This is a genomic window from Coprococcus sp. TM115-187 (assembly GCF_027679115.1).
Lineage (GTDB): Bacteria > Bacillota > Clostridia > Lachnospirales > Lachnospiraceae > Allocoprococcus > Allocoprococcus comes.
This window is the reverse complement of record NZ_JAQEKS010000023.1, coordinates 18,844-45,571: the sequence shown is the minus strand read 5'-3', so window position 1 is coordinate 45,571 and position 26,728 is coordinate 18,844. Positions and strand designations below refer to the sequence as shown.

General features: G+C 42.8%; 24 protein-coding genes and 2 tRNA genes. 2 read left to right on the top strand and 24 right to left on the bottom strand.

The genetic code is table 11. From position 1 onward, the window contains the following. Positions 1-370: 370 nt before the first annotated feature. The 8 genes from PGW42_RS12840 to PGW42_RS12805 all read right to left on the bottom strand — a co-directional run bounded on the left by PGW42_RS12840 (position 371) and on the right by PGW42_RS12805 (position 10,833). Positions 371-2,218 carry an ABC transporter ATP-binding protein gene (locus PGW42_RS12840; RefSeq protein ID WP_270203792.1) on the bottom strand — a complete coding sequence of 616 codons (1,848 nt, stop codon included), beginning with the start codon at positions 2,216-2,218 and terminating at the stop codon, positions 371-373. Between the two features lies 1 nt (position 2,219). Continuing rightward, positions 2,220-4,613 (bottom strand): ABC transporter ATP-binding protein, encoded by a 2,394-nt coding sequence (locus PGW42_RS12835; RefSeq protein ID WP_270203791.1) that lies wholly within the window; start codon positions 4,611-4,613, stop codon positions 2,220-2,222. Positions 4,614-4,645: 32 nt separating this feature from the next. Then, a complete protein-coding gene (locus PGW42_RS12830; RefSeq protein WP_270203790.1) occupies positions 4,646-5,146 on the bottom strand; it encodes a MarR family winged helix-turn-helix transcriptional regulator in 501 nt (166 codons plus the stop codon). 275 nt (positions 5,147-5,421) lie between these two features. Continuing rightward, positions 5,422-6,447 carry a threonine aldolase family protein gene (locus PGW42_RS12825; protein ID WP_118217482.1) on the bottom strand — a complete coding sequence of 342 codons (1,026 nt, stop codon included), beginning with the start codon at positions 6,445-6,447 and terminating at the stop codon, positions 5,422-5,424. After that, positions 6,444-7,082: a thiamine phosphate synthase gene (thiE, locus tag PGW42_RS12820; protein ID WP_270203789.1), complete on the bottom strand. Its 639-nt coding sequence runs from the start codon at positions 7,080-7,082 to the stop codon at positions 6,444-6,446. The genes PGW42_RS12825 and thiE overlap by 4 nt, the downstream gene beginning before the upstream one ends. Then, positions 7,069-7,890, bottom strand: a complete 822-nt coding sequence (thiM, locus tag PGW42_RS12815) for a hydroxyethylthiazole kinase (RefSeq protein WP_270203788.1) — start codon at positions 7,888-7,890, stop codon at positions 7,069-7,071. The genes thiE and thiM overlap by 14 nt, the downstream gene beginning before the upstream one ends. A gap of 281 nt (positions 7,891-8,171) precedes the next feature. Then, positions 8,172-9,620, bottom strand: coding sequence for an MFS transporter (locus tag PGW42_RS12810; RefSeq protein ID WP_270203787.1), 1,449 nt, complete (start codon positions 9,618-9,620; stop codon positions 8,172-8,174). Positions 9,621-9,657: 37 nt separating this feature from the next. Beyond that, a complete protein-coding gene (locus PGW42_RS12805) occupies positions 9,658-10,833 on the bottom strand; it encodes a M20 family metallopeptidase (RefSeq protein WP_008374392.1) in 1,176 nt (391 codons plus the stop codon). A gap of 280 nt (positions 10,834-11,113) precedes the next feature. Here PGW42_RS12805 and PGW42_RS12800 point away from each other — a divergent pair, with 280 nt between their 5' ends. Continuing rightward, positions 11,114-12,433, top strand: a complete 1,320-nt coding sequence (locus tag PGW42_RS12800) for a hypothetical protein (protein WP_270203786.1) — start codon at positions 11,114-11,116, stop codon at positions 12,431-12,433. 239 nt (positions 12,434-12,672) lie between these two features. Here PGW42_RS12800 and PGW42_RS12795 read toward each other — a convergent pair whose 3' ends face one another. From PGW42_RS12795 to nrdG, 3 genes are all read right to left on the bottom strand, one after another. Then, on the bottom strand, positions 12,673-13,173 hold the full coding sequence (locus tag PGW42_RS12795; RefSeq protein WP_195412987.1) for a GNAT family N-acetyltransferase: 501 nt from the start codon (positions 13,171-13,173) through the stop codon (positions 12,673-12,675). A gap of 140 nt (positions 13,174-13,313) precedes the next feature. Further along, positions 13,314-13,384: transfer RNA gene (locus PGW42_RS12790), tRNA-Trp, on the bottom strand. 73 nt (positions 13,385-13,457) lie between these two features. Beyond that, the gene (gene nrdG / locus PGW42_RS12785) at positions 13,458-13,964 is read right to left on the bottom strand and encodes an anaerobic ribonucleoside-triphosphate reductase activating protein (protein WP_270203785.1); all 507 of its coding nucleotides are present in this window, start codon (positions 13,962-13,964) and stop codon (positions 13,458-13,460) included. Between the two features lie 352 nt (positions 13,965-14,316). On the opposite strand from nrdG, the gene PGW42_RS12780 reads away from it, so the two are divergent. Beyond that, the gene (locus PGW42_RS12780) at positions 14,317-14,826 is read left to right on the top strand and encodes a hypothetical protein (protein WP_270203784.1); all 510 of its coding nucleotides are present in this window, start codon (positions 14,317-14,319) and stop codon (positions 14,824-14,826) included. Positions 14,827-14,912: 86 nt separating this feature from the next. On the opposite strand, the gene nrdD is transcribed toward PGW42_RS12780, so the two are convergent. The 13 genes from nrdD to ribH form a co-directional block, all read right to left on the bottom strand. Then, positions 14,913-17,102 carry an anaerobic ribonucleoside-triphosphate reductase gene (nrdD, locus tag PGW42_RS12775; RefSeq protein WP_117556901.1) on the bottom strand — a complete coding sequence of 730 codons (2,190 nt, stop codon included), beginning with the start codon at positions 17,100-17,102 and terminating at the stop codon, positions 14,913-14,915. 140 nt (positions 17,103-17,242) lie between these two features. After that, complete coding sequence (locus tag PGW42_RS12770; protein ID WP_055249251.1) at positions 17,243-17,836, bottom strand: HD domain-containing protein; 594 nt, start codon at positions 17,834-17,836, stop codon at positions 17,243-17,245. Between the two features lie 226 nt (positions 17,837-18,062). Then, complete coding sequence (atpC, locus tag PGW42_RS12765) at positions 18,063-18,476, bottom strand: ATP synthase F1 subunit epsilon (RefSeq protein ID WP_117556897.1); 414 nt, start codon at positions 18,474-18,476, stop codon at positions 18,063-18,065. Positions 18,477-18,487: 11 nt separating this feature from the next. After that, positions 18,488-19,885: a F0F1 ATP synthase subunit beta gene (atpD, locus tag PGW42_RS12760; protein WP_117556895.1), complete on the bottom strand. Its 1,398-nt coding sequence runs from the start codon at positions 19,883-19,885 to the stop codon at positions 18,488-18,490. A gap of 8 nt (positions 19,886-19,893) precedes the next feature. Then, positions 19,894-20,787 carry an ATP synthase F1 subunit gamma gene (gene atpG, locus PGW42_RS12755; protein ID WP_008374377.1) on the bottom strand — a complete coding sequence of 298 codons (894 nt, stop codon included), beginning with the start codon at positions 20,785-20,787 and terminating at the stop codon, positions 19,894-19,896. Between the two features lies 1 nt (position 20,788). Continuing rightward, on the bottom strand, positions 20,789-22,297 hold the full coding sequence (gene atpA / locus PGW42_RS12750; protein ID WP_270203783.1) for a F0F1 ATP synthase subunit alpha: 1,509 nt from the start codon (positions 22,295-22,297) through the stop codon (positions 20,789-20,791). A 5-nt stretch (positions 22,298-22,302) separates the two neighbouring features. Beyond that, positions 22,303-22,839, bottom strand: coding sequence for an ATP synthase F1 subunit delta (gene atpH, locus PGW42_RS12745; RefSeq protein WP_117556893.1), 537 nt, complete (start codon positions 22,837-22,839; stop codon positions 22,303-22,305). Next, positions 22,817-23,311, bottom strand: coding sequence for a F0F1 ATP synthase subunit B (gene atpF, locus PGW42_RS12740; RefSeq protein WP_270203782.1), 495 nt, complete (start codon positions 23,309-23,311; stop codon positions 22,817-22,819). The genes atpH and atpF overlap by 23 nt, the downstream gene beginning before the upstream one ends. A gap of 33 nt (positions 23,312-23,344) precedes the next feature. After that, positions 23,345-23,563: an ATP synthase F0 subunit C gene (gene atpE / locus PGW42_RS12735; RefSeq protein ID WP_008374373.1), complete on the bottom strand. Its 219-nt coding sequence runs from the start codon at positions 23,561-23,563 to the stop codon at positions 23,345-23,347. A 53-nt stretch (positions 23,564-23,616) separates the two neighbouring features. Continuing rightward, positions 23,617-24,369, bottom strand: coding sequence for a F0F1 ATP synthase subunit A (locus PGW42_RS12730; RefSeq protein WP_270203781.1), 753 nt, complete (start codon positions 24,367-24,369; stop codon positions 23,617-23,619). A 484-nt stretch (positions 24,370-24,853) separates the two neighbouring features. Further along, positions 24,854-24,924: transfer RNA gene (locus PGW42_RS12725), tRNA-Trp, on the bottom strand. Positions 24,925-25,048: 124 nt separating this feature from the next. Then, positions 25,049-26,047, bottom strand: a complete 999-nt coding sequence (mgrA, locus tag PGW42_RS12720; protein ID WP_270203780.1) for an L-glyceraldehyde 3-phosphate reductase — start codon at positions 26,045-26,047, stop codon at positions 25,049-25,051. A gap of 167 nt (positions 26,048-26,214) precedes the next feature. After that, positions 26,215-26,688 carry a 6,7-dimethyl-8-ribityllumazine synthase gene (ribH, locus tag PGW42_RS12715; RefSeq protein ID WP_008374369.1) on the bottom strand — a complete coding sequence of 158 codons (474 nt, stop codon included), beginning with the start codon at positions 26,686-26,688 and terminating at the stop codon, positions 26,215-26,217. Positions 26,689-26,728: the final 40 nt, after the last annotated feature.

Here is a 26,728-nt window from a genome sequence, read left to right as displayed (position 1 = left end):
GTTGTTTAACCAATTGACCTAAAAAATTTACTGTGTCCTTGACATGGGGTCCAGTTTATTTTAATCTGGTTGATTGAAAATTACAGAAATCATAAATAAATCAACAAATTCGGCGTTGCTAGAGATGTTGGAAAATAATTGAATTAAATTTAGGGAACGCAAGACAGGCGCGGGAAGCGGAGCTGAAGCTCCTGTTCCGCTGGAGATTGATTAGTTTGTGGAATGATGCACTCTACTCTTTTGCCCCGACACATACGCTGTGCTGCATTCGGCTAATGCTGTCGCATCATCCGAATGAGAGCTGGCGCTCTATATAAAAATAAAAAGATGCCAAAAATCATGCGAGCATGATTTTGGCATCTTTCCATTTTTATGCACAGCTTGTAGCGTTTTCAAACTGCGAATTATACAGTTCTGCGTAGAAACCATTCTTCTCAAGTAGTTCTTCATGGTTCCCCTGCTCGATAATATCGCCGTCTTTCATTACCAGTATAAGATCTGCATCTCTGATGGTTGAAAGTCGGTGGGCGATTACGAAGCTGGTTCTGCCTTTCATGAGGTTATCCATGGCTTTCTGGATCTGGACTTCGGTTCTGGTGTCTACGGAGCTGGTGGCTTCGTCTAGGATCAGAATCTTTGGATCAGCCAGGATGGCTCTGGCGATCGTGAGGAGCTGTTTCTGACCCTGAGATACATTGCTGGCTTCTTCGTTGAGAATCATGTTGTATCCGCTTGGAAGAGTCTGGACGAAACGATGTACGTGGGCAGCTTTGGCTGCTGCTACGACTTCTTCGTGGGTGGCATCGAGTTTTCCATATTTGATATTATCTTCGATGCTTCCGCTGAACAGCCAGGTATCCTGAAGTACCATTCCGAACATCTGTCTGAGTTCGCTCCGGTTGAAGTCTTTGATGTTGTGTCCATCGATCTTGATTGCCCCGCTGTTGACATCATAGAAACGCATCAGCAGTTTGATCATGGTTGTCTTTCCTGCTCCGGTCGGTCCTACGATGGCGATCTTCTGTCCTTCTTTTACTTTTGCAGAGAAATCATTGATGATGATATGCTCCGGATTGTATCCGAAATGTACGTGTTCAAATTCTACATTTCCCTGTAATCCTTCTACAGATACTGGATTTTCAGCAAACTGATCTTCTTCTTTTTCGTCCAGAAATTCAAATACCCTCTCTGATGCAGCAGCTGTCGACTGGAGCATGTTTGCTACCTGTGCAACCTGCTGGATCGGCTGTGTAAAGGATCTTACATACTGGATAAAGGACTGGATATCTCCAACTTCGATGGTCTGTTTGATTGCAAGGTAACCTCCTAAGATAGAAACTCCTACATATCCAAGGTTTCCGACAAACTGCATGATTGGCATCATCATTCCGGAAAGGAACTGTGATTTCCATGCAGAACGGAACAGGATATCATTAGTCTCATCAAATTCGCGGATCACGTCTTCTTCTTTATTGAATGCTTTGACAATATTATGTCCGCCATATACTTCTTCTACCTGACCATTGATATGTCCCAGATATTCCTGCTGGCTTTTGAAGTATTTCTGTGAGTGTTTTACGATTACAGAAATCAGTACCATAGATACCGGCAGGATCAGAAGTGCGATCACGGTCATCAGCGGACTGATACTGAGCATCATGATCAGTACACCGATGATTGTTGTCACGGATGTGATCATCTGGGTTGCACTCTGGTTCAGGCTCTGGCTCAGAGTATCTACGTCATTGGTTACTCTGGAAAGTACCTCACCGTGTGTAGTCGTATCAAAATAATTCATCGGCATACGATTGATCTTTTCAGAAATTTCTTTTCGCATGCGATAGGTCAGCTTCTGTGATACGCCTGTCATGATATATCCCTGGATAAAGGAGAAACATGCGCTGATCACGTACAGACACAATAAAGTTAACAGGATTTTACCAATCTTTGTAAAATCAATTCCACTGCCTCCGGATACTTTTCCAACCAGACCTTTGAAAATCTCCGTTGTCGCTTTTCCCAGAATCTTCGGACCAACGATATTGAAAACTGTACTTCCGATTGCGAATATCATAACAAAGAAAATACCGATTTTATATTCACTAAGGTAAGTAAAAAGTTTCTTCATAGTACCTTTGAAGTCTTTTGCTTTTTCGCCGGTTCCCATTCTTCCATGTCCACCGCCCATAGGTCCTCTTCTTCTTGGCTGATTACTCATACTATGCTTCCTCCTTTCCGTCAGTCTCATCATTCAAGTCTCTTGCCAGCTCTGTTTCTGAAAGCTGGGATGAAGCAATCTGATAATAAGCCTCACAGGATTTCAGAAGTTCTTTATGCGTTCCGATTCCTGCAACTTCTCCATCATCCAGGACAATAATCTGCTCTGCATGCAAGATCGTACTGATTCTCTGTGCTACGATGATCACTGTACTGTCCTGTGTATTTTCTTTCAGCGCCGCACGAAGTGCCACGTCCGTCTTATAATCCAGTGCTGAAAAACTGTCGTCAAAAATATAAACCTTCGGATTTTTTGCGATCGCACGTGCAATGGACAGACGCTGCTTCTGACCTCCGGATACATTGGATCCTCCCTGCGCGATCGGGCTGTTATATTTCTTATGTTTTTCTTCGATAAATTCGGTTGCCTGTGCAATTTCCGCTGCTTTCTTCATCTCAGCTTCGGAACCATCCGGATTGCCGTACAGAATATTGGACTCAATTGTTCCTGAGAAAAGTACACTTTTCTGTGGAACGTATCCAAGCTCATCCCGCAGATCATGCTGGGAAATGGTGCGGATATCTTTTCCATCCAATGTGATCGTACCTTCTGTTACATCGTAGAATCTTGGAATCAGGTTGATCATCGTAGATTTACCACTACCGGTACTTCCGATGATCGCCGTTGTCTGTCCCGGTTTTGCTGTAAAGCTGATATCATGAAGTACGTCCTCTTCTGCTCCAGGATAACGGAAGGATACGTGGTCAAATTTTACTTCGCCTTTTCTGGATTCTTCCAGTTTTTCCGGTGTTTTCGGATCTTCGATCGCTGTCCTGCTTGTCAGGATCTCATCCACACGTTCTGCTGCAACGGCTGCTCTTGGAAGCATAATGGAAACCATGCAGATCATAAGGAAGGACATGATGATCTGCATTGTATACTGGATAAATGCCATCATATCACCAACCTGCATCTGCCCGTCACTGACACCATGTGCACCGCTCCATACGATCAGCACAGTAATTCCATTCATGATCAGCATCATCATCGGCATCATAAATGTCATGGCACGGTTTACAAATAAGTTGGTTCTTGTCAGATCTCTGTTCGCTTTATCAAATCGTTCTTCTTCATGCTTTTCCGTACTGAATGCACGGATAACCGGAAGTCCGGTAAGGATCTCACGAGTAACAAGGTTCAGTCTGTCAACCAGGTTCTGCAGAATCTTGAATTTTGGTATTGCTACAATAAATAATACAGCAACAACCATCACGATCAGGATTACCCCAAGTACGATGATCCATGACATGCTGACATTCGTATGAAGAACCTTGAAAACTCCTCCGATTGCCATGATCGGTGCATACATAACCATTCTCAGAAGCATAACTGCAAGCATCTGGATCTGCTGGATATCATTGGTACTTCTTGTGATCAGGGATGCGGTTGAAAAATGGTCAAATTCTGCATTGGAAAATCCAACAACTTTTTTAAATACCTTTCCTCTCAGATCACGTCCCGTACTTGCTGCCACTCTGGAAGCAAGAAGTCCTACGGTAACACTTGCGAGCATTCCAAGAAATGCAAGTGCAAGCATCTTACCGCCAGTTGTTAAAATATATCTGTTCTGGATCTTATCTGTATTCACGTCCAGAACACTGTAGGTTTCTTTAATATATGAAGTTGCTGACTGTTCCAGCATAGTATCCGGCATATCGTCCATTTTTTCTGATATTTTATCAATAACGTCTGCTCTCTGTTCATCCGGTATCATGTTCAGGATCTCAAAAATATCTGCATTTTCGATCTTTTTCACCTGTTCATCAATGTTTTTCTGCATTTCATCCTGCTGTTTCTTGGCAAGCTCCGGATTTGCCGCAAGTGCTGCTTTCTGCTCATCTGTCATCTGGGACTGCATACTCTCTGCCTGTTTCTCAGCCTGTTCCTTTATAGAAGAAATCATATTCTCTTTCATGGATTCTTCCATTTTCTTTGTTGTATCACTTCCAGATTCAAATCCATAAGTCAGAAGCATCGGCTTTCCAAGGATGTCAAATACCTTTCCTGACTTTTCTTCGTCTTTTTTCACGGAATCCTTCAGAACATAAATTGCTCCATCATACTTATAACCCGAATCGGATTCCTTTTTCTCATATGCATCCAGCACTGTCTGCTGGTCTTCTTCTGCCACAAAAAGCAACAGCTTATTCATCTCTTCCTCTGCGATTGCATCCGGAATCTTCTCATCAATTCCTCCTTGCTGGATTCCGACATTGACAATGTCTGAAGTATAAGAAGGCAATGACAGATCGCAGTACGCCTGAACGATCAGGATAACAACAATCGCTACTATAGTTGCTGCATAAGGCTTCAAATGTTTGAATAACTTTCTCATATAGCAATTATTTCCTTTCTTAGTAACTATTTTTATTCCTCAAATGGGTTTTTACATGGCATATCACGGAATTCTTTTTCCTGGAAAAGATTGTCACTCATCTGTAAAAGCAGTCTTCTGCACAGTATTTTCTCTTCTGTGCTCATATTCTTCAGGAGTGTATCTTCCGTGCTTCGGAGAATCTCATGCATGTTGCCAAGAATCTTCTCTCCACGTTCTGTCAGATGGATCCTTGTCATCCGCTGGTCTTTTTCGTCCTGCTCTTTTCTAATATATCCGAGCTTTTCCAGTTTCTGAACTGCTACATGCACCGATGGCGGCGTAATATGAATATGATCTGCAAGCTCTCTCTGTGACATCGGTCCTACCATCTGCAATATTGCAAGAATTCCTGCCTGTCCGGCTTTCAGCTCTGTATCCTTCATCTGGTTCGTCACATACCATTTATACATATGTCCGACCTGTGCAAGAAGAAGTTGTACCGGCATATTCTCCCTGGTAAAATCCCCACACTCAAATTTATCCGACTTCACCCTTTCACCTCCCGCAATTTAATTAGATGTCTATTCATTAGAAGTCTAATCGTTATTTTATGCGTATCACACATATAAGTCAACATTTATTCTCAATAATTTATATTTTTATAATATTTTTCACAAACAAATAATTAAATGCCTAATTATTATTTTCTCATATTAAAACACCACGAAAATCAAAAAAGGACTCTTCTGCTATTTTCTGTGCAAAAAAGTCCTTATCATTTACCATATCTGCCTTACCTGTAAAGCTTTATTCAATTTTTCACAAATTACATATCTTGCAGGAATGCCTTCACATTTTCCTCTTTTGTCGCCCAGGAAGTGCATAATCGGATCACACTATGGGTCTCATCGTACCTTTCCTGATAAGTTACGCCATATTTTTGACGGATTTCCTGCAATTTGGCATCTTCCACAATAATGAACTGCTGGTTGGTATTGCTGTCCATGAAGAATTCATATCCTTTTTCCTTCAGTCCGTCTTTCAAAAGCATTGCCATATCAATCGCATGTTTGGAGATTTCAAAATAAAGACCATCTTTAAAAAGCTCCAGGAACTGAACGCCAAGCAGTCTTCCTTTTGCAAGCATTCCACCTTTCTGTTTAATGCAGTAACGAAAATCTTGCTTTAGACATGGATTTGTGATTACCACAGCTTCTCCGAACAATGCACCGACCTTTGTTCCTCCAATATAGAATACATCACAACACTTTGCAATATCCGGAAGTGTCACATCGGTTCCCGGTGCCATCAGCCCATAACCCATTCTTGCCCCATCCAGGAAAAGATAAAGTCCACATTCCTTACAAATAGAAGAAATATCTTCAAGCTCTGCTTTTGTATACAATGTTCCTACCTCTGTCGGATGTGAAATATAAACCATCTTTGGCTGTACAATATGTTCACGAGACTCATCACTCCAGTGCAGGTCGTAATATTCCTTGATCTGCTGTCCTGTGATTTTTCCTTCCTTTGAAGGAAGTGCCAGAACTTTGTGTCCGGTCGCTTCTACAGCTCCTGTCTCATGGACATTGATATGTCCGCTATCTGCACAGATCACTCCCTGAAATGGACGCAGAATAGAAGAAATTACTGTAAAATTCGTCTGGGTTCCTCCCACCAGAAAATGAACATCTGCCTCCGGTGCTTCACACACCTTCTTAATTGCTTCTCTCGCTTCTTCACAGTAAGGATCTTCCCCATATCCTACTGTCTGCTCCATATTGGTCTCGGCAAGCTTCTCGATAATTCTCGGATGTGCCCCTTCTGTGTAATCGCTAGTAAACAAAATCATTTCAACATACCCTCTACTTTCTCTTTTAATTCTTTTGTAGCCTGCTCAATATCCGGCTGTCCGAAAACTGCACTGATCACGGCAACTCCGCAGATTCCGTTTCCGGCAAGCTCTGTCACATTCTCTTCCGTGATTCCCCCAATTGCCACAACCGGAATGTCCACCGTCTCGCAGATTTCCTTTAAAACCTTATGATCCAGCTTTGTTGCATCTGCCTTTGATGTCGTGCCAAAGACTGCACCGACTCCCAGATAATCGGCTCCATGTGCCTGCGCCTTTAGCGCCTGCTCGACCGTCTTTGCCGTAACACCGATGATCTTGTCCTCGCCCAGTGTTTTCCGCACATCAAGAGCTTCCATATCGCTCTGCCCCACATGCACACCATCGGCATCTACCTTCTTTGCAATCTCAACATTGTCATTGATCACAAATGGTACATGGTAGGATTTACAGAGCCTGGCAATCTCTTTTGCTTCTGCCAGAAACTCTTCCTCACCCAGATTTTTTTCCCTGAGCTGGATAAATGTAACCCCGCCTTTCAGCGCTTTTTCCACCTGGCTGTACAGGCTTTCTCCATTCAGCCAGTGGCGGTCTGTTACCGCATACAGAACCATATCTTTCTTATCTAATCTCATATTTTGCACCTTCTTCCAATTCTTTTCCTTCCATATTATAAATCGCATCGATGATCCGATTACGGTAGGTTGCGTTTCCATCTCCCGGCTGCATATATTTCCAGCCAGTCTCACCGGCAAGCCCCATGGCACAGACCGCTGCTGCCGCTGCTTCCAGATTATTCTCCGGATTCGCCGCAAGGAATGCCGTCATCATCCCGGAAAGCTGACACCCGGTTCCGGTGATCCGTCCCATCTCCGGACGACCGTTCCGGATCACAAAGCACCTCTTTGCATCACTTACAAGGTCTATTCCTCCAGTCACAGCAATCACGGAACCTGTCCTTCTGGAAAACTCCTTTATAAACGGAATCATTTTCTCCAGATTCTGCTCCGTCAGTGTATCTGCCTCGTCTGCATCCACACCACTCGTTGTACCATGTCCTGCTGCTAAGGTCTTGATCTCAGAAATATTTCCCCGGATCACATCAAACTGAATATCACGTATCAGATTCAGTGCCGCCTCTGTTCGGAACGAACTCGATCCTGCTCCAACCGGATCTAACAGTACTTTATGATACAGTTCATTGGATTTCTTTCCTGCTTTTTGCATGCTTTCAATCTTACGCGGATTCAGCATTCCCATATTGATATTCAGTCCCTGACAGATGGATGTGATTTCTTCAATATCAGTCGGCTCATCCGACATAATCGGACTTGCACCGCAGGCAAGAACCATATTTGCCACATCATTGATCGTCACATAATTGGTGATATTGTGTATCAATGGTGCTTTTTTTCGTACTTCATCCAGATAGTTTCCAAGCATTCTTTTCCTCCGGTAAATCATATTATTTCTTATATCCTTAAAATTGTCTCTATAATTATAAAAAGACAGATATATGTCTGCCTTTCTTCTTTTCACTATTTCTTATTATACTCTTGATTTTCTGAAATGCAATCTGCATTTACCTGAAACATATGTCATTTCCATTCTCATCCCTGTATCCGGCAGATCTATAAAAGACTTCTCCAGATAACAACCGGGGCAGATGCTTTTTCACATCCGCCCCGGCTTCTTATTCACATGTTCACATGGATTTCAATATTCTATTTGCTTTCTGCTGCTTTCTTGCTCATCTCCGGTTTTACAATGAAGATTACCAGAAGAAGTCCAATCAGAGTAACGACTGCTGCTGTCCAGAATACAGATTTTACACCATTCTGGATCAGTGCTACATTGGTCGGATCAGCTGATGTACTTGCATTATATGCGACTGCAAATACTGCAACTGCAATTGTTCCTGAAAGTGAGTTTGCGAAGTTAACCAGAGAAGTTCCGATTCCCATATCTTCCGGTGCCAGCATTGCCTGTGCTGTTGGCGTAATGGATACAGCACGGAAGCTTTCAGCAATACCTGTAACTGCAAGTGCTACAAAATAAATCATGATCGAAGCACCTGAATTTGTTACCAACGCCATCACAGCCATCGGGATCATTGCAAGACTTGTACCAATTACCATTGCTTTCCATGCATTGGCAGCTTTCTTTCCTACCCATGCACCTGCGATAGTAGGAAGAATGATTGTAATCAGTGTACGAGGCATCTGCAGTGCACCTGCTGCACTCGTGGATGCTCCCATAACCTGCATGGCACCGATCGGTGCATAATAGTTCATGGCATTCTGATAGAAATAGCAGATAAATCCTACAATAAGGAGTACTGTGTAGTTTTTATTTTTAAATAATTTCATTGGAATCAACGGCTCTGCAGCTTTATTTTCAATCTTAACAAGTGCAATAAGAGCAATGATACCAATTACAAGACCTGCAAGAATCATTGGATTTGTCCATCCCATAGAAGATCCAAAGTTCAGTGCAAGCAGAATTCCGCAAAGTGATATGATGAGTGCGATCATCCCCGGAACATCAATCGTAACCTTTCCTTCTCTTTTCTGATTCGGCATGTTCATTCCAATCAGTACTATACCAAGAATAAGTGGAATTGCCGGCATAAGGATTGCCACAGTCAATAATCCCATATCTGTTAAAATACCTGCGATGATACTTCCTCCAAATCCACCAACAGCGATTGCGGTTGCAAGCATACCCATTGCCTTTGGTACATCTTTTCTTTCATTGATAAGACCTGCGATAATGTATGGTGCTGCTGTAAATGCGCCCTGTGCAAGGCTGACAATCAGTCTGAGGATCATCAGTGGAATCAGAGATCTCACAAATGCAAATGCAAAACCTGCAAGTGCACAGATAATTCCAGGAATCACTACAATGTTTCTTCTACCAATAAGGTCACCTAATTTTCCTCCGATCGGAGTCATAATCGATACACCGATCGCACCTACGATAGAGAAGAGTCCTACATATCCCATCGCATCAACTTTTTCAAGGATAGGTGCTGTTAACGTTGCAAATACCAGTCCATACATTGCTACAGAAAGCATCATGCAGATACATCCGATCTGAACCAAGTTTTTCTTTGCCTTCGGAAGCGGAATCGCAACCTGTGGCTGTACCTGAGCCTGCTGTTCTTTACTCATATTTTTCTCCTCCTGTTCCTAAAGAAACCTTTACTCTCTATTTGTTATTTTTAAGCCACTGTGAAGCGCAATGTGCAAGACAAGCTGCTCCGATCGGGCAAACATCCTCATTAAACTGTGCTTTCGGATGATGTGCCGGATACTGTCCTCTTTCATCCAGATATCCTGCTGACAGATACATAAATGTACTTGGAACCTTTTCAGCGATCACTGCGAAATCTTCAGAAGCACTTGCAGAAATTCCCGGATATGGTGTGAGTCCCGGAATTCCAAGCTCCTGCATATATCCAACCACTTCGTCGGTAAGCTTCGGATTGCAGATCAGCGGAGGAACTTCTGAGATCATCTCAATATCAACGGTTCCGTTATATACAGCTGCTGTCTTTTCAGCGACTTCTTTCATTCTGCGGACCAGAAGTTCTCTTGCTTCCGGCTTGTTGGTACGGATCGTTCCCTGGAGAACAGCGGTCTCAGGAATGATGTTTGCTGCAGTTCCGCCTGCAAACTGTCCGATTGTAAGTACACAAGAATGTGTCGGATCACTTTCTCTTGCGATCAGTTCCTGCAATGCAAGATGGATATGAACTCCGATGTTGATCGGGTCAACTCCTACATGTGGATAAGCACCATGGGATCCTTTTCCATGGATGGTGATCTTAAATCCATCTACAGAATACATCATCGTATCCTTATCATTGTACATAAAAAGTCCGATTGGCATTTTTCCCGGTGATACATGGTATGCAAGTGCTGCATCAACCGGAGGATTCTCAAGAATACCATTCTCGATCATATTCTTGCTTCCTTCAAAAGTCTCTTCTGCCGGCTGGAACATGAATTTGATAGTTCCTTCCAGTGTATCTTCTTTTTCTTTCAGCATCTTTGCTGCTGTAAGAAGCATTGCAGCGTGGAAATCATGTCCGCATGTATGTGCTTCTTTTCCTGTAGGACATGCAAATTCTTCTCCGCTTTCTTCCGGCATCGGAAGTGCATCCATATCTGCTCTCAGAAGAAGAACCTTTCCCCCTTTGCCGAGTGTAGCTGTTACCCCGTAGCCACAATCCTTCGGCTCAAGTCCGTATTCTGTCAGCTTTTCCATAACATAAGCTTTGGTCTTTGGAAGATCCAGACCAGTTTCAGCATTTTTGTGGATGTGTCTGCGGTTTGCAATTGTTTCATCCTTTAATTCCAATGCTCTTTCATAGTAATTCATACTAAGCCCTCCTTTAACTTTGTTCCTGCCATTTACATTAAAAATACTGTTCTACTTTTAGAATATTTACAGAACATTTTTATTAGTTTTTGGAACATTTACAGAATAGTTATCATGATTACATAATACCAACTTCTAAAATTTTAGTCAATAATATTACAGAATATTCTTGATTTTCGTTGTTTTTACCTATTTAATCGTTATTTTTTTAATTTTCAGAATATTATGGTTGATTTATGGAAGATAATTTTATATGATACTTTTTGAGAGGTGAAAGAAAATGAGAAGAAAAATTGTGGCTATTACCAGCCAGTACTTAAAGGAACCTATCTCGCAGATCGTCTCAGAACTAAAACTAAACTGCGACATCCAGGTGGTTTCCTACAACAAATTTGACACAATATCAGAAGTTTACGATTCTTACGCCGGGGACACTGACGGATTTCTTATCAGTGGTAAGATCGCAAAAGCTGCCATTGAGTCAACTGCGCACGCTTATAACCGTCCGATTGTATCCTTTGAAATTGATATAGCCGGTCTGTACCGTGCTCTTTTGAATCTGCTGATTTCCAACCGGGATCTGGATATGGACCGGATTATTCTGGATTTCCTGATTCCGATCGATGGCGGCTGTACTGCAACCGCTTTCCTTAAGGAGCTGGACATTGATACAGTTCCACCACATATTAACAACTGGACCAAGGCACTGACCCACACCAGTATCAGTACGATTGAAAATCATGTCCTTTCAGAGCTGATCCGTATGTGGAACAACAATGAAATGGATATGGTTCTCTGTCAGTACAGTAATATCCTGCCGGAGCTTCGTGCGCACGGGATCCCGACGATCTATCCGCTGCCAAGTGTCAGCCATATCCGGGATCTTGCAAATGAACTTCTGTCCACGATCGAGCTGGAGCACATGCGTTCCAACCTTCCGGTTATCATCAATGTATCTCCCCATAGTTCGACAGATAACACACCGGAAAATATCCATCAGATCTATGTCTGTATGGAAGATTTCTTTAAAAAGAATCTGATGAACTGTATTCCTCAGAAAGTGGATAATCACTGCAGTGCCCTGACCACTGTGGAAATGCTGCAGCATATTACGCACAATAACAAGGTCTGCGAACTGAATGAATTTCTCACCGGCAAACTGCATTTTGAATGTGCTGTTGGATACGGAATCGGGGCAAATTTTGACAATGCGATCCGTAATTCTGTAAATGCCCGCAAAGAGGCTGTTCAGTTTGGAAAAAGTTTTATCCAGAATGAAAACGGAGATATGATCGGACCTCTGGGTTCATCCGACCGGAGAGTGATCCAGAATCAGTATGTGCAGAATCTTGGAAAGATTGCAAAGCAGTGTAATCTTTCACCGGTTACGATCAAGAAAGTCCTTGCCAGTATGCATGCTGCCGGTTCAAATAAGATTACAACGCACGAGCTTGCCGAACGTATGGGAAGTACGGTGAGAAATGCAAACCGGATTATTCAGAATCTGGAAAATGGGGGAGTTGCGAGGCTCGCATATACGCAGACAACCAATGCGAAGGGGAGACCTGTTAAGGTGTATGAGTTGGATTTTAATTTCTAAAGATATTTTTAAGTTTGCAAATTTATAGGTTGTGACGGCAACGAAGCAAAATAATTCCCCTCAGATTCTTTGTGCAAACCATTCCGATGAACCGCTTAGAGCGGGAATCGTGTTCAGCAGAGGCTTCCACGATTCCTGCGTTTCATCTCCATTGCACAAAAATTGAATCTGAGGGGAATTATTTTGCTTCGTTGCCGCTTACATTTATTGGTTGCAGATCTACTTATTGTTTCAACTTGTTATCTTATTTTTCCGTAAATGCAAAGATCATAAATATTATTATTTTTGATGACTGCTTTTTTCATTGTGCCTTCAAGTATAAAGTTGTTCTTTTCCAGTACTTTTCTGGAGGCAATATTAGGTTCGTATACCAGCCCTGTGATTCGGATGATGTCTAATTTTTCAAAAGCTGTTTCACAGATTTGTCTTACTGCTTCTGTCATGATTCCTTTTGAGTATTCTTCTGGTAATAAATAATATCCTATTTCAGCATCTTTTCGATAGACATCTTCTTTTTGTTCAACTGATATTGTTCCTATTATTTTGCCATCAACAATAATTTCTCGAAATATACCCGTTTTTCCCTCATTTTCTTTTACTATGTTTAACCACCATTCTGCTGATTCATTAGTATATGGATTTGGTAATCTATCTGATAAATAGTTTCTATCTATAGTATTACATATTCTAATAAGGGATTCTTTATCTTCAATACTCCATTTTTTTAATTCAATTTTCATTTTCCACACCTCACTTATACTTTACGTTTCTATACATCATAGCATTAGAAAATTATACTGTCACTCCTTTTTGTATTTTGTTCAAGAAATACTTATTAAAGTATAAAAACCCTCCCGGAACTACTTCCGAGAGGGTTCTACAGGGGATGACAGAATCGAACTGCCGCTAAGAGTTTTGGAGACTCCTGTCATACCATTTGACCAATCCCCTATTTGATTTTATGATCTAAAAAAGACCACTTGTTATTTATAGCACAGTGGTCTTTTTTTGTCAATGAATTATTTTAGTTTTTCGCATTTTGGCGGATTTCATCAAGGTGAAAGATTCTCTGGTTGCGGCTTCCGCGGAATTCCAGGGTGAGATCTTTTTCAGCTTCAATGAACTCGCCGTCTACGAGGGTATCGATACAGGTGAGCATCTTGTCAGTGTATTCGGTGTAGACTTTTCCGCCGGGGATGAGGTCTACATCATAGAGATATCCGGTGTAGCACCAGACATTTTTCTCCGGGTAGCTTTCTTTGATCTTTTGCAAGAGTCCGGCAAGCTCTTTCTGGTTCTCCGGTTCGAAGGGTTCTCCGCCGAGGAGGGAAAATCCCTGGATGTATGCGGGTTTTAAGGCTTCCAGGATCTGTGCTTCTACTTCTTTGGTATATGGATTGCCGTAATTGAAATCCCAGGTCTCGGAATTGAAGCATCCTTTGCAATGATGCCGGCAGCCGGATACGAAAAGGCTGACCCTGACGCCGGTTCCATTTGCGATATCGTAATTTTTGATTGTTCCGTAATTCATATCTTTATACTTCCCTTTTTCTCATTATAGCAGTACTACTCTGCTGTCCATTCTTACTCTTCTTATCAATTATAGCAAATCGCACCCGAAAATCAACTACTATTGTCCTCCGGTAAAGCACGATTCCAACCGCTCCGGCGGTCTTTTGACTCCTCCAAATGCTGTGATAAGTGCTGCTACGATTTGTCCGCATACAGTCGTCCAAGCAACTGCTTTTTTGCAAAAATAATAGTAGCGTTTTACAGCCAGCTCCATTATACTATACTTATAAACACCCAAAATGTGAAAGGCAGATCAATCCAATGGTAAGAAAACTATTTTAACTGCCCCCACAAGCAAAGGAGGGATTCTCATGACGAAAAAAGTAGCGCCAAAAATTTATTTTATTCTGTTATTTTTGTTCATTCTTCTTACTGGCTGCTCAACCAAAAAAGCATCTGAATCAGCCGTAAGTCCGGAAGCTGAAGCAGTAATCAATGCAATGTTTTCCGCGCCAAATGAAGAATTATACTCTCCGGATGCTTCTACCGTAATCGGTGAAAATACTGATGCAAATTCTGATGATGCTTTCGCCAATTCTGAGAAAATTCTTGAGAACTGGAACAAGCTTGTAGGAAAATATTTTGAGAGCGACCGATTAGAATATTTTGTTTCAACCTATGGTCAGACCTATCTGTCAGAGACAGCTGTTAATAATACCAAAATAGCTGTAAAAGATATTTCACTTGATTCCAAAACAGATGATTCTGAAACAGTTCTTGTGACTTTTAAAATCAATAAAGAAGAAATGGTCGAAAAAATCTATTTTTCTTATGACCAGGATGGTTTGATAAAAGACGTTTATCCAATTAATTTTAAATAATTTATAATAAAGGACACGGCTTCGCCAAGCGAAAGCCGTGTCCTTTATTATATCTTCTCACTATTTTTTCAAAAACATTTCCATCCTTACAGATGCAGTACCCTGTCCTTAATCTCCTGGGTCCTTCCCTGATTCCAGAACTGGGTTCCGATATATCCGCAGGTTCTTCTCGCTACAAAGAGCTTATCCTGATCCCGGTTGCCACAGTTCGGGCATTCCCATACCAGCTTTCCGGTCTCGTCTTCGATGATCTTAATCTCTCCGTCATAACCGCAGACTTCACAGAAATCACTCTTGGTATTCAGCTCTGCATACATGATATTCTCATAAATGTACTGTAATACGGAAAGTACCGCAGGAATATTGGTCTGCATATTCGGTACTTCGATATAGCTGATCGCCCCACCCGGTGAAAGCTTCTGAAATTCCGATTCAAATTTCAGCTTACTGAATGCATCGATCTCTTCAGTAACATGTACATGATAGCTGTTCGTAATATAGTTCTTATCTGTGACGCCCGGAATGATTCCGAAACGCTTCTGCAGACATTTTGCAAACTTGTATGTGGTAGATTCCATCGGTGTGCCATATACGGAATAGCTGATATTTTCTGCTTCTTTCCATTCTTTACATTTATCATTCAGGCGCTGCATAACTGCCAGTGCAAATGGCTTCGCCTCCGGATCTGTATGGGATTTGCCAAGCATCCGCATACACATCTCATAAAGTCCTGCATAGCCAAGAGAAATGGTGGAATATCCGTCAAATAACAGCTTGTCAATCGTCTCACCCTTTTTCAGACGGGCAAGTGCCCCGTTCTGCCACAGGATCGGTGCAACATCTGAAACGGTTCCGAGAAGGCGTTCATGTCTGCACCGGAGTGCTCTGTGACAAAGCTCCAGTCTCTCATCCAGGATTTCCCAGAAACGTTCCATATTGCCCTCTGCTGAACATGCCACGTCAACCAGGTTGATCGTTACAACCCCCTGATTGAAACGTCCATAGAACTTATGACTTCCGTCTGCATTTCTCTGGGAATCTTCTACGGTAAGGAATGAGCGGCATCCCATGCACGGATAAACATCTCCGTTTTTCAGTTCTTTCATGATCTTTGCAGAAATATAATCCGGCACCATACGCTTTGCCGTACATTTTGCAGCCAGCTCAGTCAGATACCAGTATTTGGAATCCTCAGTAATATTATCTTCATCCAGTACATAGATCAGCTTCGGGAACGCCGGTGTGATCCATACACCCTTTTCATTCTTAACACCCTGCATACGCTGCTTCATCACTTCTTCGATGATCATCGCAAGGTCATCCCTGGTTCTTCCTTCCGGGACCTCATCCAGATACATAAACACCGTTACGAAAGGTGCCTGTCCGTTACAGGTCATCAGTGTGATCAGCTGATACTGGATCGTCTGGATTCCGCTCTGTACTTCGGTACGAAGCCTTCTCTCTGTGATCTTGTCGATGATCGCATCATCCAGAACCTCTCCGGATTCTATTCTTTCTTCAATGACACTCTTGCGGAGCTTCTGACGGCTTACATCTACGAATGGTGCAAGATGTGACAGAGTAAATGACTGTCCGCCATACTGGTTACTTGCAACCTGTGCAACGATCTGTGTGGTCACATTACACGCGGTAAAGAAACTATGTGGTTTCTCGATCATCGTCTCACTGATGACAGTTCCGTTCTGGAGCATATCCTCCAGGTTGATCAGATCGCAGTTGTGCTCTTTCTGCGCAAAATAGTCCATATCATGAAAATGAATGATTCCTTCTTCGTGTGCACGGACGATTTCCTCCGGAAGAAGGACTCTCTTGGTAAGGTCCTTGCTGACCTCTCCTGCCATGTAATCTCTCTGTGTAGAATTGATCACAGGATTCTTATTGGAGTTCTCCTGCTTTACTTCCTCGTTCATATGATCGATCAATGCAAGAATTCCGTTATCCGTTGTATTCGACTTTCTGGTTAATTCTCTCTTATAGCGATAGCGGACATACTTCTGGGCAACCTCATAACCACGCATCTCCATAATGCCGGTCTCAACCATATCCTGGATGTCCTCCACATTCACTGCATGCGTAAATTCCTCTGCCTGCTGTGCAATCTTCTCCGCAATTGCAATGATCTGAAAGTCATTCATCCTGTGGATGTTCTCAACCTCTTCATTCGCTTTTTTGATCGCATTCACAATCTTCTCCAGCCGGAAGTCTACTTCCTCACCGTTTCTTTTGATTACTCTCGTCTTTACTTCCAAATCCATCCCAACTTTCTCCTAACTTTGTTCCATCGCTCCACAAAATATAGTGTCACTTTTAAGTTTCTCCACTATATTTTGCGCTCTGTAGTATATGATACCCCATATTCACGAAAATGAAAAGGGGGATTTTTGTTTTTTTTATGTTATTTTTTTATCTTGCCATTTTCCAGATTCGGTCTTAAGAATTCTTCTTTCGCATACTCCCAGATCGCTTCTGAGCCTTTTGCCGTATTCCGGTTACGGTTCAGGATCTGTTCAATATGAACATCGTGTTCCTCCCACGCTTTGCCGTCTGTAGCCGCATTTAACATGATCGGCTGGATATTGTCCATCGTCCGGGCAAACTTCGACTCAGCAGTCTCCTGTGCCTCAAATTCCTCCCAGAGCGCCCGAAATTCCTTTCCCTGCTTTTCCGGAAGAAGTCCGAAAATCCGGTCCGCAGCCTTCACTTCCCGTTCCCTCTGCGTCTTCTTCGCATCTTCATCATAGGCATAGGTATCCCCCGCATCAATTTCTACAATATCATGGATCAAAAGCATCGTCACTGTCTTAAGAACATCGATCTTCTCATTGGCATATCCCGCAAGCAGAACCGTCATGATTGCCATATGCCACGCATGCTCCGCGTCATTCTCCTTACGCACCCCATCCGTCAGATATGTCTGCCTTCCAATAAATTTTTCCTTATCAATCTCCCGAAAGAAATTAAATAATTGCGTAAGCTCTTCTTTTTCCACGTTTTGCTCCTTCTATGATGAAATACACTCTATTTGAACACCTCAAAATCCTTTTTCTCAGTACACGCACACTGTTATATATTCTACCACAAACTACCCTGTATCGGAACTTTTATTTTGTAAAAGATTGTACCATTTTTCCCAATAAATTTTGTCAAAAATTCCGTATTGAAAAAGCGCGCAATCTGTAGTAGATTACGCGCTTCCACATAAATTTGTTTCCTATTTACCATTTTTTTCGCTTCGACACCTTCAACCGGTTCATCGCCCTTGAAAGCGAAGCCTGTGTCCGGTAATATTCCTGTATACTCTGTTTCTGGCGAAGCTTTTCTTCTGCATACTCCATCTGCTCCTGGGCAAGTCTGGCATCGATATCCTCCGGTTTCTCTGCCGTCTGCACCAGCATCGTCACACGGTTGTTGACGATCTCAAGGAATCCGGCTCCGACCGCAAGGTTCACCCATTCGCCTTCTTCAAACTGAAGCATTGCCTCACCGATCACCACAGCGATCACCATATTTTCATGGTGCGGAAGAATTTCCATTCCACCGCCGTCCGGTACCGGCACGATCATCTTTCTGCAACGTCCTTCATAGAATACCCGATCACTGGAAATGATTTTAAGTCCAAATGTATCCATACCTGGCACCTCTATTCTGCTTTTTCAGCCTTTGCCTTCTCGATGACTTCATCAATCGTTCCTACATTGAAGAATGCATTCTCCGGATACTCATCCATTTCTCCGTCGAGGATCATCTTAAATCCTCGGATCGTCTCTTTCAGAGGTACATATTTTCCCGGAACTCCGGTAAATGTCTCTGCAACGAAGAATGGCTGGGAGAGGAATTTCTGAATCTTTCTTGCTCTCATAACCGTTGCCTTGTCTTCATCGGAAAGCTCTTCCATACCAAGAATTGCGATGATATCCTGCAGCTCTTTGTATTTCTGCAGAACCTCTGTTACACGGTTTGCAACTTCATAATGTTCTTCTCCGACAATATCCGCCTCAAGAATACGGGAGTTAGATTCCAGTGGATCAACTGCCGGGTAAATACCCTGTTCTACAACCTTACGGGAGAGTACGGTTGTTGCATCCAGATGAGCAAATGTAGTTGCCGGAGCCGGGTCTGTAAGGTCATCGGCAGGGACATAGACAGCCTGTACGGATGTGACAGAACCATTCTTTGTAGATGCGATCCTCTCCTGCAGTTCACCCATTTCAGTTGCCAGTGTCGGCTGATAACCTACGGCTGATGGCATACGTCCAAGAAGTGCGGATACTTCGGAACCTGCCTGTGTAAAACGGAAAATATTATCAATGAAAAGAAGCACATTCTGATGTTCTTTATCACGGAAATATTCAGCCATCGTAAGTCCTGTCTCAGCGACACGCATACGTGCTCCAGGTGGTTCGTTCATCTGACCAAACACTAAGGCTGTCTTATCCAGAACTCCGGATGCTTTCATTTCTGTCCAGAGGTCGTTACCTTCACGGGAACGTTCTCCAACACCGGTAAAGATGGAATATCCGCCGTGCTCTGTGGCTACGTTACGGATCAGTTCCTGGATCAGTACAGTCTTACCTACACCGGCACCGCCGAACAGACCGATCTTACCACCTTTTGCATAAGGTGCAAGCAGGTCGATAACCTTGATTCCGGTTTCCAGGATTTCTACAACCGGGCTCTGGTCTTCAAATGACGGCGGATCTCTGTGGATCACCCAGTGTTCTGTATCTTCTTTGATTTCTTCGCCATTGTCGATGGTTTCTCCAAGTACGTTGAACAGACGTCCAAGGGTCTGCTCTCCAACCGGTACTTTAATTCCAGAACCGGTAGCGGTTACTTCCATGTCCTTGCAAAGTCCTTCACTTGCTGCCAGCATCAGACAACGAACCTCATCATTTCCCAGATGCTGCGCAACTTCCATAATACAGGTTTTTCCGTTGTTCTCCACCTGCAGGGCATCTTTGATGCGCGGCAGATTTCCGTCTTCAAATACAACGTCAACAACTGGTCCCATGACCTGTACAATACGTCCTTTATTCATACCTGTTTTCACTTCCTTTTCCGTTTCTGGGCTTTGGCGCCTGCACAAACCTCAGTAATTTCCTGTGTGATCGCAGCCTGCCTTGCCCTGTTATATATAATAGAAAGATCTTTGATGATTTCCTGCGCGCTGTCTGTTGCTGATTGCATTGCTGTCATTCGCGCATTGTGTTCGCTTGCATATGCCTCTACCAGACATCCATAGATCATACCAACCACGTAGTTTGGTACGATGCTGTCCAGAACCGCCTCTGCTGATGGATAAAGCGCGATCGCCTCTCTATGGATGTTAAGCGGCATTTTCATTTCATTAAATGAAGATCTCTCAAGCGGCAGGATCTTCATTTTTTCAACCGTTGTCAGCATCGAATTTTCCATTCTGGTGTAAACGATGTAGACCTCGTCCAGTTCACCTCTCTCATACTGGGAAAGAATCACTTCCGCGATATCTCTTGCCCTGTGCATGGTCGGTTTCTGCACAGTATAGAGGAAATTGGTGTCAATTTCCACACCCTTATTCGCATAATAGTGTCTGCCAAGCTCACCGACTACGAACAGCTTATGCTCTCCCGGTTCCTCCAGGATCTCATCCTCCACCTTGACAATGTTGTGGTTGTAAGCTCCTGCAAGTCCTTTATCCGCAGTAATGACAATGGAACCTATCTTTCTTTTCTCTTTTGGAATCTCTTCCCGCACATCAAAATACCGGTGCTCGATCTCAGGAATATGCCTCAGGATTCTGGAAATCTCTCCCTGAAGTCCGTAAAAGTACGGCTCTGAATCTGTCAGCTTTTTCTTCGCCTGTCTCATCTTGGTAGACGAGATCATATACATGGCGTTCGTGATCTTCATCGTATCTTTGACGCTGTTGATTCGAGTCTGTATTTCTCTGATATTTGCCATATTAACACCTGCTGTCTTTGAATTCCTTCGCTGTTTCCACAATCTTTGCAACCAGTTCATCGGACAGAGCCTTTGTCTGCTCAATCTCTTCACTGATTTCCGGATGAACTGTTGCAAAATAATTCAGCATATCCATCTGGAATTTCTTAACCTCTTTTACCGGAATTCCCAGAAGCACTTTATTTCGTGCTGCGCAGAGGGTGATGACCATCTCATGCATGGACATTGGATGTCCGAGTGGCTGTTTCAGAAGTTCCATCAGACCAGATCCATATTCCAGCTGTTCCTTTGTTGCTGCATCCAGATCGGAACTGAACTGTGTGAATACTTCCATCTCACGATACTGTGCAAGATCGATACGGATACTTCCGGCTGCCTTCTTCATTGCCTTTGTCTGTGCTGCACCACCAACACGGGATACGGAAAGACCTACGTTAACCGCCGGTCTCATTCCTGAGAAGAACAGATCACTTTCCAGGAAGATCTGTCCATCTGTAATGGAAATGACGTTGGTCGGAATGTATGCAGATACATCTCCTGCCTGTGTCTCGATGATTGGAAGTGCTGTGATCGAACCGCCTCCCATTTCATCACTTAAACGGCTTGATCTCTCAAGCAGTCTTGAATGCAGATAGAAAACATCTCCAGGATAAGCTTCACGTCCCGGTGAACGTCCAAGAAGCAGGGACAGCGCACGGTATGCAACTGCGTGCTTTGAAAGATCATCGTAAACGATCAGGACATCTTTTCCTTTATGCATGAAATGTTCTGCGATCGCGGTTCCTGCATATGGTGCAATATACTGAAGCGGTGCACAGTCACTTGCTGTTGATGCTACTACGATGGTGTAATCCATTGCGCCGCCGTTTTTAAAAGTATTGACAACCTTTGCGATCGTTGATGCTTTCTGACCGATTGCTACATAGATACAGATGACATCCTTACCCTTCTGATTCAAAATCGTGTCTGTAGCAATGGAAGTCTTTCCTGTCTGACGGTCTCCAATGATCAACTCTCTCTGTCCACGTCCGATCGGGAACATAGAATCGATAGAAAGGATTCCTGTTTCCATTGGAACGCCGACGGATTTACGGTCTACAATTCCTGGTGCTTCATTTTCAATCGGTCTGTAATCTTCTGCTTCGATTTCTCCCGCTCCATCAATCGGAGCTCCAAGTGCATTTACGACACGTCCGATAAATTTATCGCCAACCGGTACTCCGGCTTTCTTTTTGGTACGCATCACTTTCGTACCTTCTTTGATCTCTACATCTGATCCGAACAGGATGCAGCCGATCGTATCTTTCTGAATGTCCTGAACCATACCTTTCAGTCCATTTTCAAATGTCACGATTTCTCCGTACATTGCATGCTCTATTCCATAGATATTTGCAATTCCGTCACCGACAGAGACAACCGTACCGACCTCGCTGTCTTTACTGATCTGATCAAAGTTCTCTATTTCATTTTTCAGAATAGAAATAATTTCATCTGAGCTAATTGAACTCACTTTGTTCACCTCCAGGTCAATTTTTGCTCTAATCTCGATAATCTTCCTTTCAGACTCCAGTCATATTCATCATCACCGGTCTTTAAGATAAATCCGCCAAGTAATGCCGGATCTTTGACTATCTCAATCTTCACATCTGTCTTATGGTACTTCTCACAAAGAAATTCTCTGATTTTCTCAAGTCGCTTTTCATCTGGTGCTTCCACACAGGTAAGCGTTGCCATCTGGATTCCTTCCTGCATTTTACAGTATCTGTCATAAGCAAAAAGAATCTGACTGATCTCGCTCATTCTCTGATTACGGCATACAACCTTGAGAAAGTTTTTTATTTCTTCCGGGAAAATCTTGTCGATCGAACTTAATTTTTCCCGCATCGGTACCACCGGACTTGCAAATGTTTCTTCAAGCACCGGTACTTCTTCAAAAAGCCTTTCAGTCTCTCCTACCGCTTCTTTTGAAATTCCAAGCTCATATAAAACATGTGCATACTGTTTTGCCGAAGGGCTACAGCAATACTCTTTATTTAACCTCTTCATTGACATGAGCATCACCTGCACCTTTCAGAAACTGATCATATATATCCTGATTTCCTTTTGTGTCATCCACAATCTTACGTGCTGCCTGCATTGCCAGTCCTGCGATCTCACTTTGCAGATCATTCATGGTCTGCTTGCGTTCATTTTCAATCGTCTTTCTGGCATCTTTCAGGATTTCTACGGCTTCCGTATTGGCTTCCTGAAGGATACGCTCTGATTCTCCGGCTGCAGTTTTCTTAGCTTTTTCCACGATCTGAATGGATTCTGCCTTTGCTCCTTCCAGAGCCTTTTCATATTCCGCTTTCAGTCTCGCCGCTTCTTCCTGACTATCACTGGCATTCTTCAGTCCGTCAGCAATCATTTTTTCACGTTTTTCCATAATTCCCATTACTGGTTTGAATAAGAATTTTTTCAGCAAAAGATAAAAGACAATCAGGTTGATGATCGTAAAGAGAAGGCTTACATTAAACTGTATCACCTGTCCCACCTGCCTTTCTTCATTTTACTTTTCTTATTTCAGCATCAAGATGATAAGAAGTCCGATAATGAAACCGTAAATAGCGGTTGCCTCTGCAAGTGCACAACCAAGGATCAGGTTCTTGCTGATCTTGCTTTCTGCTTCCGGCTGTCTTGCGATCGCATCTACTGCTTTACCTGTTGCAAGGCTGATTCCAAGTCCTGCTCCTAAACCTGTTAAAACTGCTACTGCTGCTCCAATTGCTACTAACATAATCTTAATCTCCTTTTTTCTTATAGATTTGTGTTTCTTCTGTCATTTCGGGATTATTCCTGCTCCTCATTCATGAAAAGTGCTGTCAGGAATACGAATACATATGCCTGCAGGAATCCATCGAAAATATCGAAGTAAAAACTAAATGGTATCGGGATAAGAACCGGAGCCACTGCTTTTAAAAGCTCCATGATAACAAACGCTCCCAATACATTACCGAACAGACGCATGCAAAGTGATAATGGTCTGATCACAATCTCCAGAACCATAATTGGTGCTACGAATGGTACCGGCTTTGCAAAATGCGCCGCCCAATGCTTAAATCCATTCTTCCGGATTCCGGAAAATTCAATCAGGCACATACTCATGATTGCAAGTGCTGCTGTTACATTGAGGTCTTTTGTCGGTGACTTAAATCCGAACAGACCAATGATATTGGCTATCCCAATATAGATAAGCACTGTAATCAGATACGGAATATATTTCCTGTTTTCTTTTCCCATGATGTCTTCAAAGAAGTCCAGTCCTTTTCCTATTGCGGATTCCAATAAAAGCTGAACCTTTCCCGGATTTTCGACGCTCAAGCTCCGGACAAATATGATACAAAGTCCTACGATTACCGCCATGATGATCCAGGTAACTACGACCGACTCTTTTACCGGTATTCCGCCGAATATCGGGATCGTAAACACCGTCTCGCAGTTCAGCTCTTCTAACAGAGTCTCTGTTAAATGTTCCGTATCGCTCCCTCCCTTTCTTTTTATTCTTATTTTATAGTACTTTTTAGAGTGTCCTCTAAAAGTCATGCTTATATTACGCTCACACTTTTTCTTTGTCAATATTTTCAGCTTTTGTAGATTGTACAGTAAAAAAACCAATTTTTTTATCTATTTTCACTATCTGTATCTGTTTTTCTTTCATTTTCTTTAGCTATTTTTACTTCCTTTTTTTGACACTTTTTTTAGTTTGTAGCATTCGAGATTCTTTTTTGACGGATTTTGTGCTTTCGTACAGTTGAATTTTTGGCATTTTTTACAATTATTTTCTTTCATTTTTATGCACTATGTATAGTGACTATGTCGAATATATATATGGTGGGATGGTTATTTTGTTTTTGGAAATGAAGAGTTGATTTGGACTTGCGGAAGTTAAAATGAATCCCTTTCTCCCGGATCTTAGGTTGATTAAGAATTGGGAAAACCCAAATTAGATCAATGTATTTTGCGCTATCACCATTCCGCACTTGGTCCATTAGATAAAAAAAGGACTCAAACTGAGTCCTTCAAGTTACAGGGGATGACAGAATCGAACTGCCGCTAAGAGTTTTGGAGACTCCTGTCATACCATTTGACCAATCCCCTATATGAAATTGTTGATTGCTGAAGCAACCATGGACTATATTAACACAATGGCTGCTTCCTGTCAATCATTTATTCAATATTTTCTTTGCGTCCTTTGCAAATAATTTCTTCGCGCAGGTTTCACTTACAGATCGCCCCTGCTGATCTGATCGATCTTTTTCAGTTCTTCCCGGGTGAACTTCGTATTCTGCACAATCTCCACATTCTGAATGATCTGCTCCGGTCTGGACGCTCCGATCAGCACACTGGTCACATCCTCATCTTTCAGGATCCAGCTCAGTGCCATCTGTGCAAGAGACTGTCCTCTCTCACCTGCCATCTTATTCAGAGCCTCGATCTGCGCAAGCTTTTCTTTCGTCAATGCATCGGCATGTAGAAATCTTCCATCCACAGCAATCCGGCTGTCTGACGGTATTCCGTGCAGATATTTATCTGTCAGAAGCCCCTGTGCCAGCGGACTAAATGCAATGATTCCTTTTCCCATCTGGTTCGCCGTCTTTTTCAAGCCGTTCTGTTCAATCGTCCGGTCAAAAATGGAATACCGGTTCTGGTTAATGACAAACGGACATTTCAGATCTTCCAGAATCTCCGCTGCACGTACCATTGTCGGACCATCATAGTTAGAAATTCCGACATAAAGTGCCTTCCCACTCTTTACGATGGAATCGAGTGCCCCCATCGTTTCTTCCAGTGGGGTATTCGGATCCATTCTGTGATGATAGAAGATATCTACATAATCCAGCCCCATTCTCTTCAGGCTCTGGTCAAGGCTTGCGAGCAGATACTTCCTGCTTCCCCAGTTCCCGTAAGGTCCCGGCCACATATCATAGCCTGCCTTGGTACTGATGATCATCTCATCCCTGTATGGTGCAAAGTCTTCTTTTAAAATCTTCCCAAAATTCATCTCAGCACTTCCGTATTCCGGTCCATAGTTATTCGCAAGATCGAAATGGGTGATTCCCAGATCAAATGCTGTCCTCAACATTGCCTTCATATTCTCCGGATCCGCATTGGTTCCAAAATTGTGCCAGAGTCCTAAAGAAACTGCCGGCAGCAAAAGCCCGCTTTTCCCACAACGGTTATATACCATGGTATCATATCTCTCAGATGATGCTGTATACATAATTCATTTTCTCCTTCATTATCTCTGAATTGAAACTTTACTATTTCTTTTACAGATTTCTCCTATCAGATATGATACCTTTTTCCTACATAAATGTCCAGTAAATCCCGGCATCTGCCCTTTATTCTGCCAGAAAACAGGATTTTTTTGTAACCGGCAGTCGGAAATTACATCTGTCTCAGAAGATTAACCATTTCGATTGCAGAAAGTGCACAATCATATCCCTTATTTCCACCTTTACTTCCGGCTCTTGAAATTGCCTGCTCGATATTTTCAGTCGTGATCACACCAAATAGTACCGGCACTCCGGTTGCAAGTCCGACCTGTGCGATCCCTTTGGATACCTCATTGCAGACATAATCATAATGCGTCGTGTCTCCACGGATCACTGCTCCCACACAGATCACCGCATCATACTTTCCGGATGCCGCCATTTTAGAAGCTGCTGTCGGAATCTCAAATGCTCCAGGTACCCATGCTGCCGTTATGTTTTCATCTTCCACGCCATGGCGTACCAGCCCGTCTACCGCACCACCAAGTAGTTTATTGACAATAATCTCATTAAATCTTGAAGCAACAATTCCTACTTTCATTCCTTCTGGTGCTACTACTTTTCCTTCTAATACGTTGATCTGTCTCATGTTTTTTTCCTCCTGTAATTAAAGTGTTTCTTCTATGATA

Bases quoted from the DNA above. Each gene is read 5' to 3' on its own strand.
- PGW42_RS12840 (WP_270203792.1), bottom strand. From the start codon at position 2,218: ATGAGTAATCAGCCAAGAAGAAGAGGACCTATGGGCGGTGGACATGGA.
- PGW42_RS12835 (WP_270203791.1), bottom strand. From the start codon at position 4,613: ATGAGAAAGTTATTCAAACATTTGAAGCCTTATGCAGCAACTATAGTA.
- PGW42_RS12825 (WP_118217482.1), bottom strand. From the start codon at position 6,447: ATGATTTTGTTTACTAGCGATTACACAGAAGGGGCACATCCGAGAATT.
- thiE (WP_270203789.1), bottom strand. From the start codon at position 7,082: ATGAGATTAGATAAGAAAGATATGGTTCTGTATGCGGTAACAGACCGC.
- thiM (WP_270203788.1), bottom strand. From the start codon at position 7,890: ATGCTTGGAAACTATCTGGATGAAGTACGAAAAAAAGCACCATTGATA.
- PGW42_RS12810 (WP_270203787.1), bottom strand. From the start codon at position 9,620: ATGAGTAAAGAACAGCAGGCTCAGGTACAGCCACAGGTTGCGATTCCG.
- PGW42_RS12805 (WP_008374392.1), bottom strand. From the start codon at position 10,833: ATGAATTACTATGAAAGAGCATTGGAATTAAAGGATGAAACAATTGCA.
- PGW42_RS12800 (WP_270203786.1), top strand. From the start codon at position 11,114: ATGAGAAGAAAAATTGTGGCTATTACCAGCCAGTACTTAAAGGAACCT.
- PGW42_RS12795 (WP_195412987.1), bottom strand. From the start codon at position 13,173: ATGAAAATTGAATTAAAAAAATGGAGTATTGAAGATAAAGAATCCCTT.
- nrdG (WP_270203785.1), bottom strand. From the start codon at position 13,964: ATGAATTACGGAACAATCAAAAATTACGATATCGCAAATGGAACCGGC.
- PGW42_RS12780 (WP_270203784.1), top strand. From the start codon at position 14,317: ATGACGAAAAAAGTAGCGCCAAAAATTTATTTTATTCTGTTATTTTTG.
- nrdD (WP_117556901.1), bottom strand. From the start codon at position 17,102: ATGGATTTGGAAGTAAAGACGAGAGTAATCAAAAGAAACGGTGAGGAA.
- atpC (WP_117556897.1), bottom strand. From the start codon at position 18,476: ATGGATACATTTGGACTTAAAATCATTTCCAGTGATCGGGTATTCTAT.
- atpD (WP_117556895.1), bottom strand. From the start codon at position 19,885: ATGAATAAAGGACGTATTGTACAGGTCATGGGACCAGTTGTTGACGTT.
- atpG (WP_008374377.1), bottom strand. From the start codon at position 20,787: ATGGCAAATATCAGAGAAATACAGACTCGAATCAACAGCGTCAAAGAT.
- atpH (WP_117556893.1), bottom strand. From the start codon at position 22,839: ATGTCAATGAAGAGGTTAAATAAAGAGTATTGCTGTAGCCCTTCGGCA.
- atpE (WP_008374373.1), bottom strand. From the start codon at position 23,563: ATGTTAGTAGCAATTGGAGCAGCAGTAGCAGTTTTAACAGGTTTAGGA.
- PGW42_RS12730 (WP_270203781.1), bottom strand. From the start codon at position 24,369: ATGACTTTTAGAGGACACTCTAAAAAGTACTATAAAATAAGAATAAAA.
- mgrA (WP_270203780.1), bottom strand. From the start codon at position 26,047: ATGTATACAGCATCATCTGAGAGATATGATACCATGGTATATAACCGT.
- ribH (WP_008374369.1), bottom strand. From the start codon at position 26,688: ATGAGACAGATCAACGTATTAGAAGGAAAAGTAGTAGCACCAGAAGGA.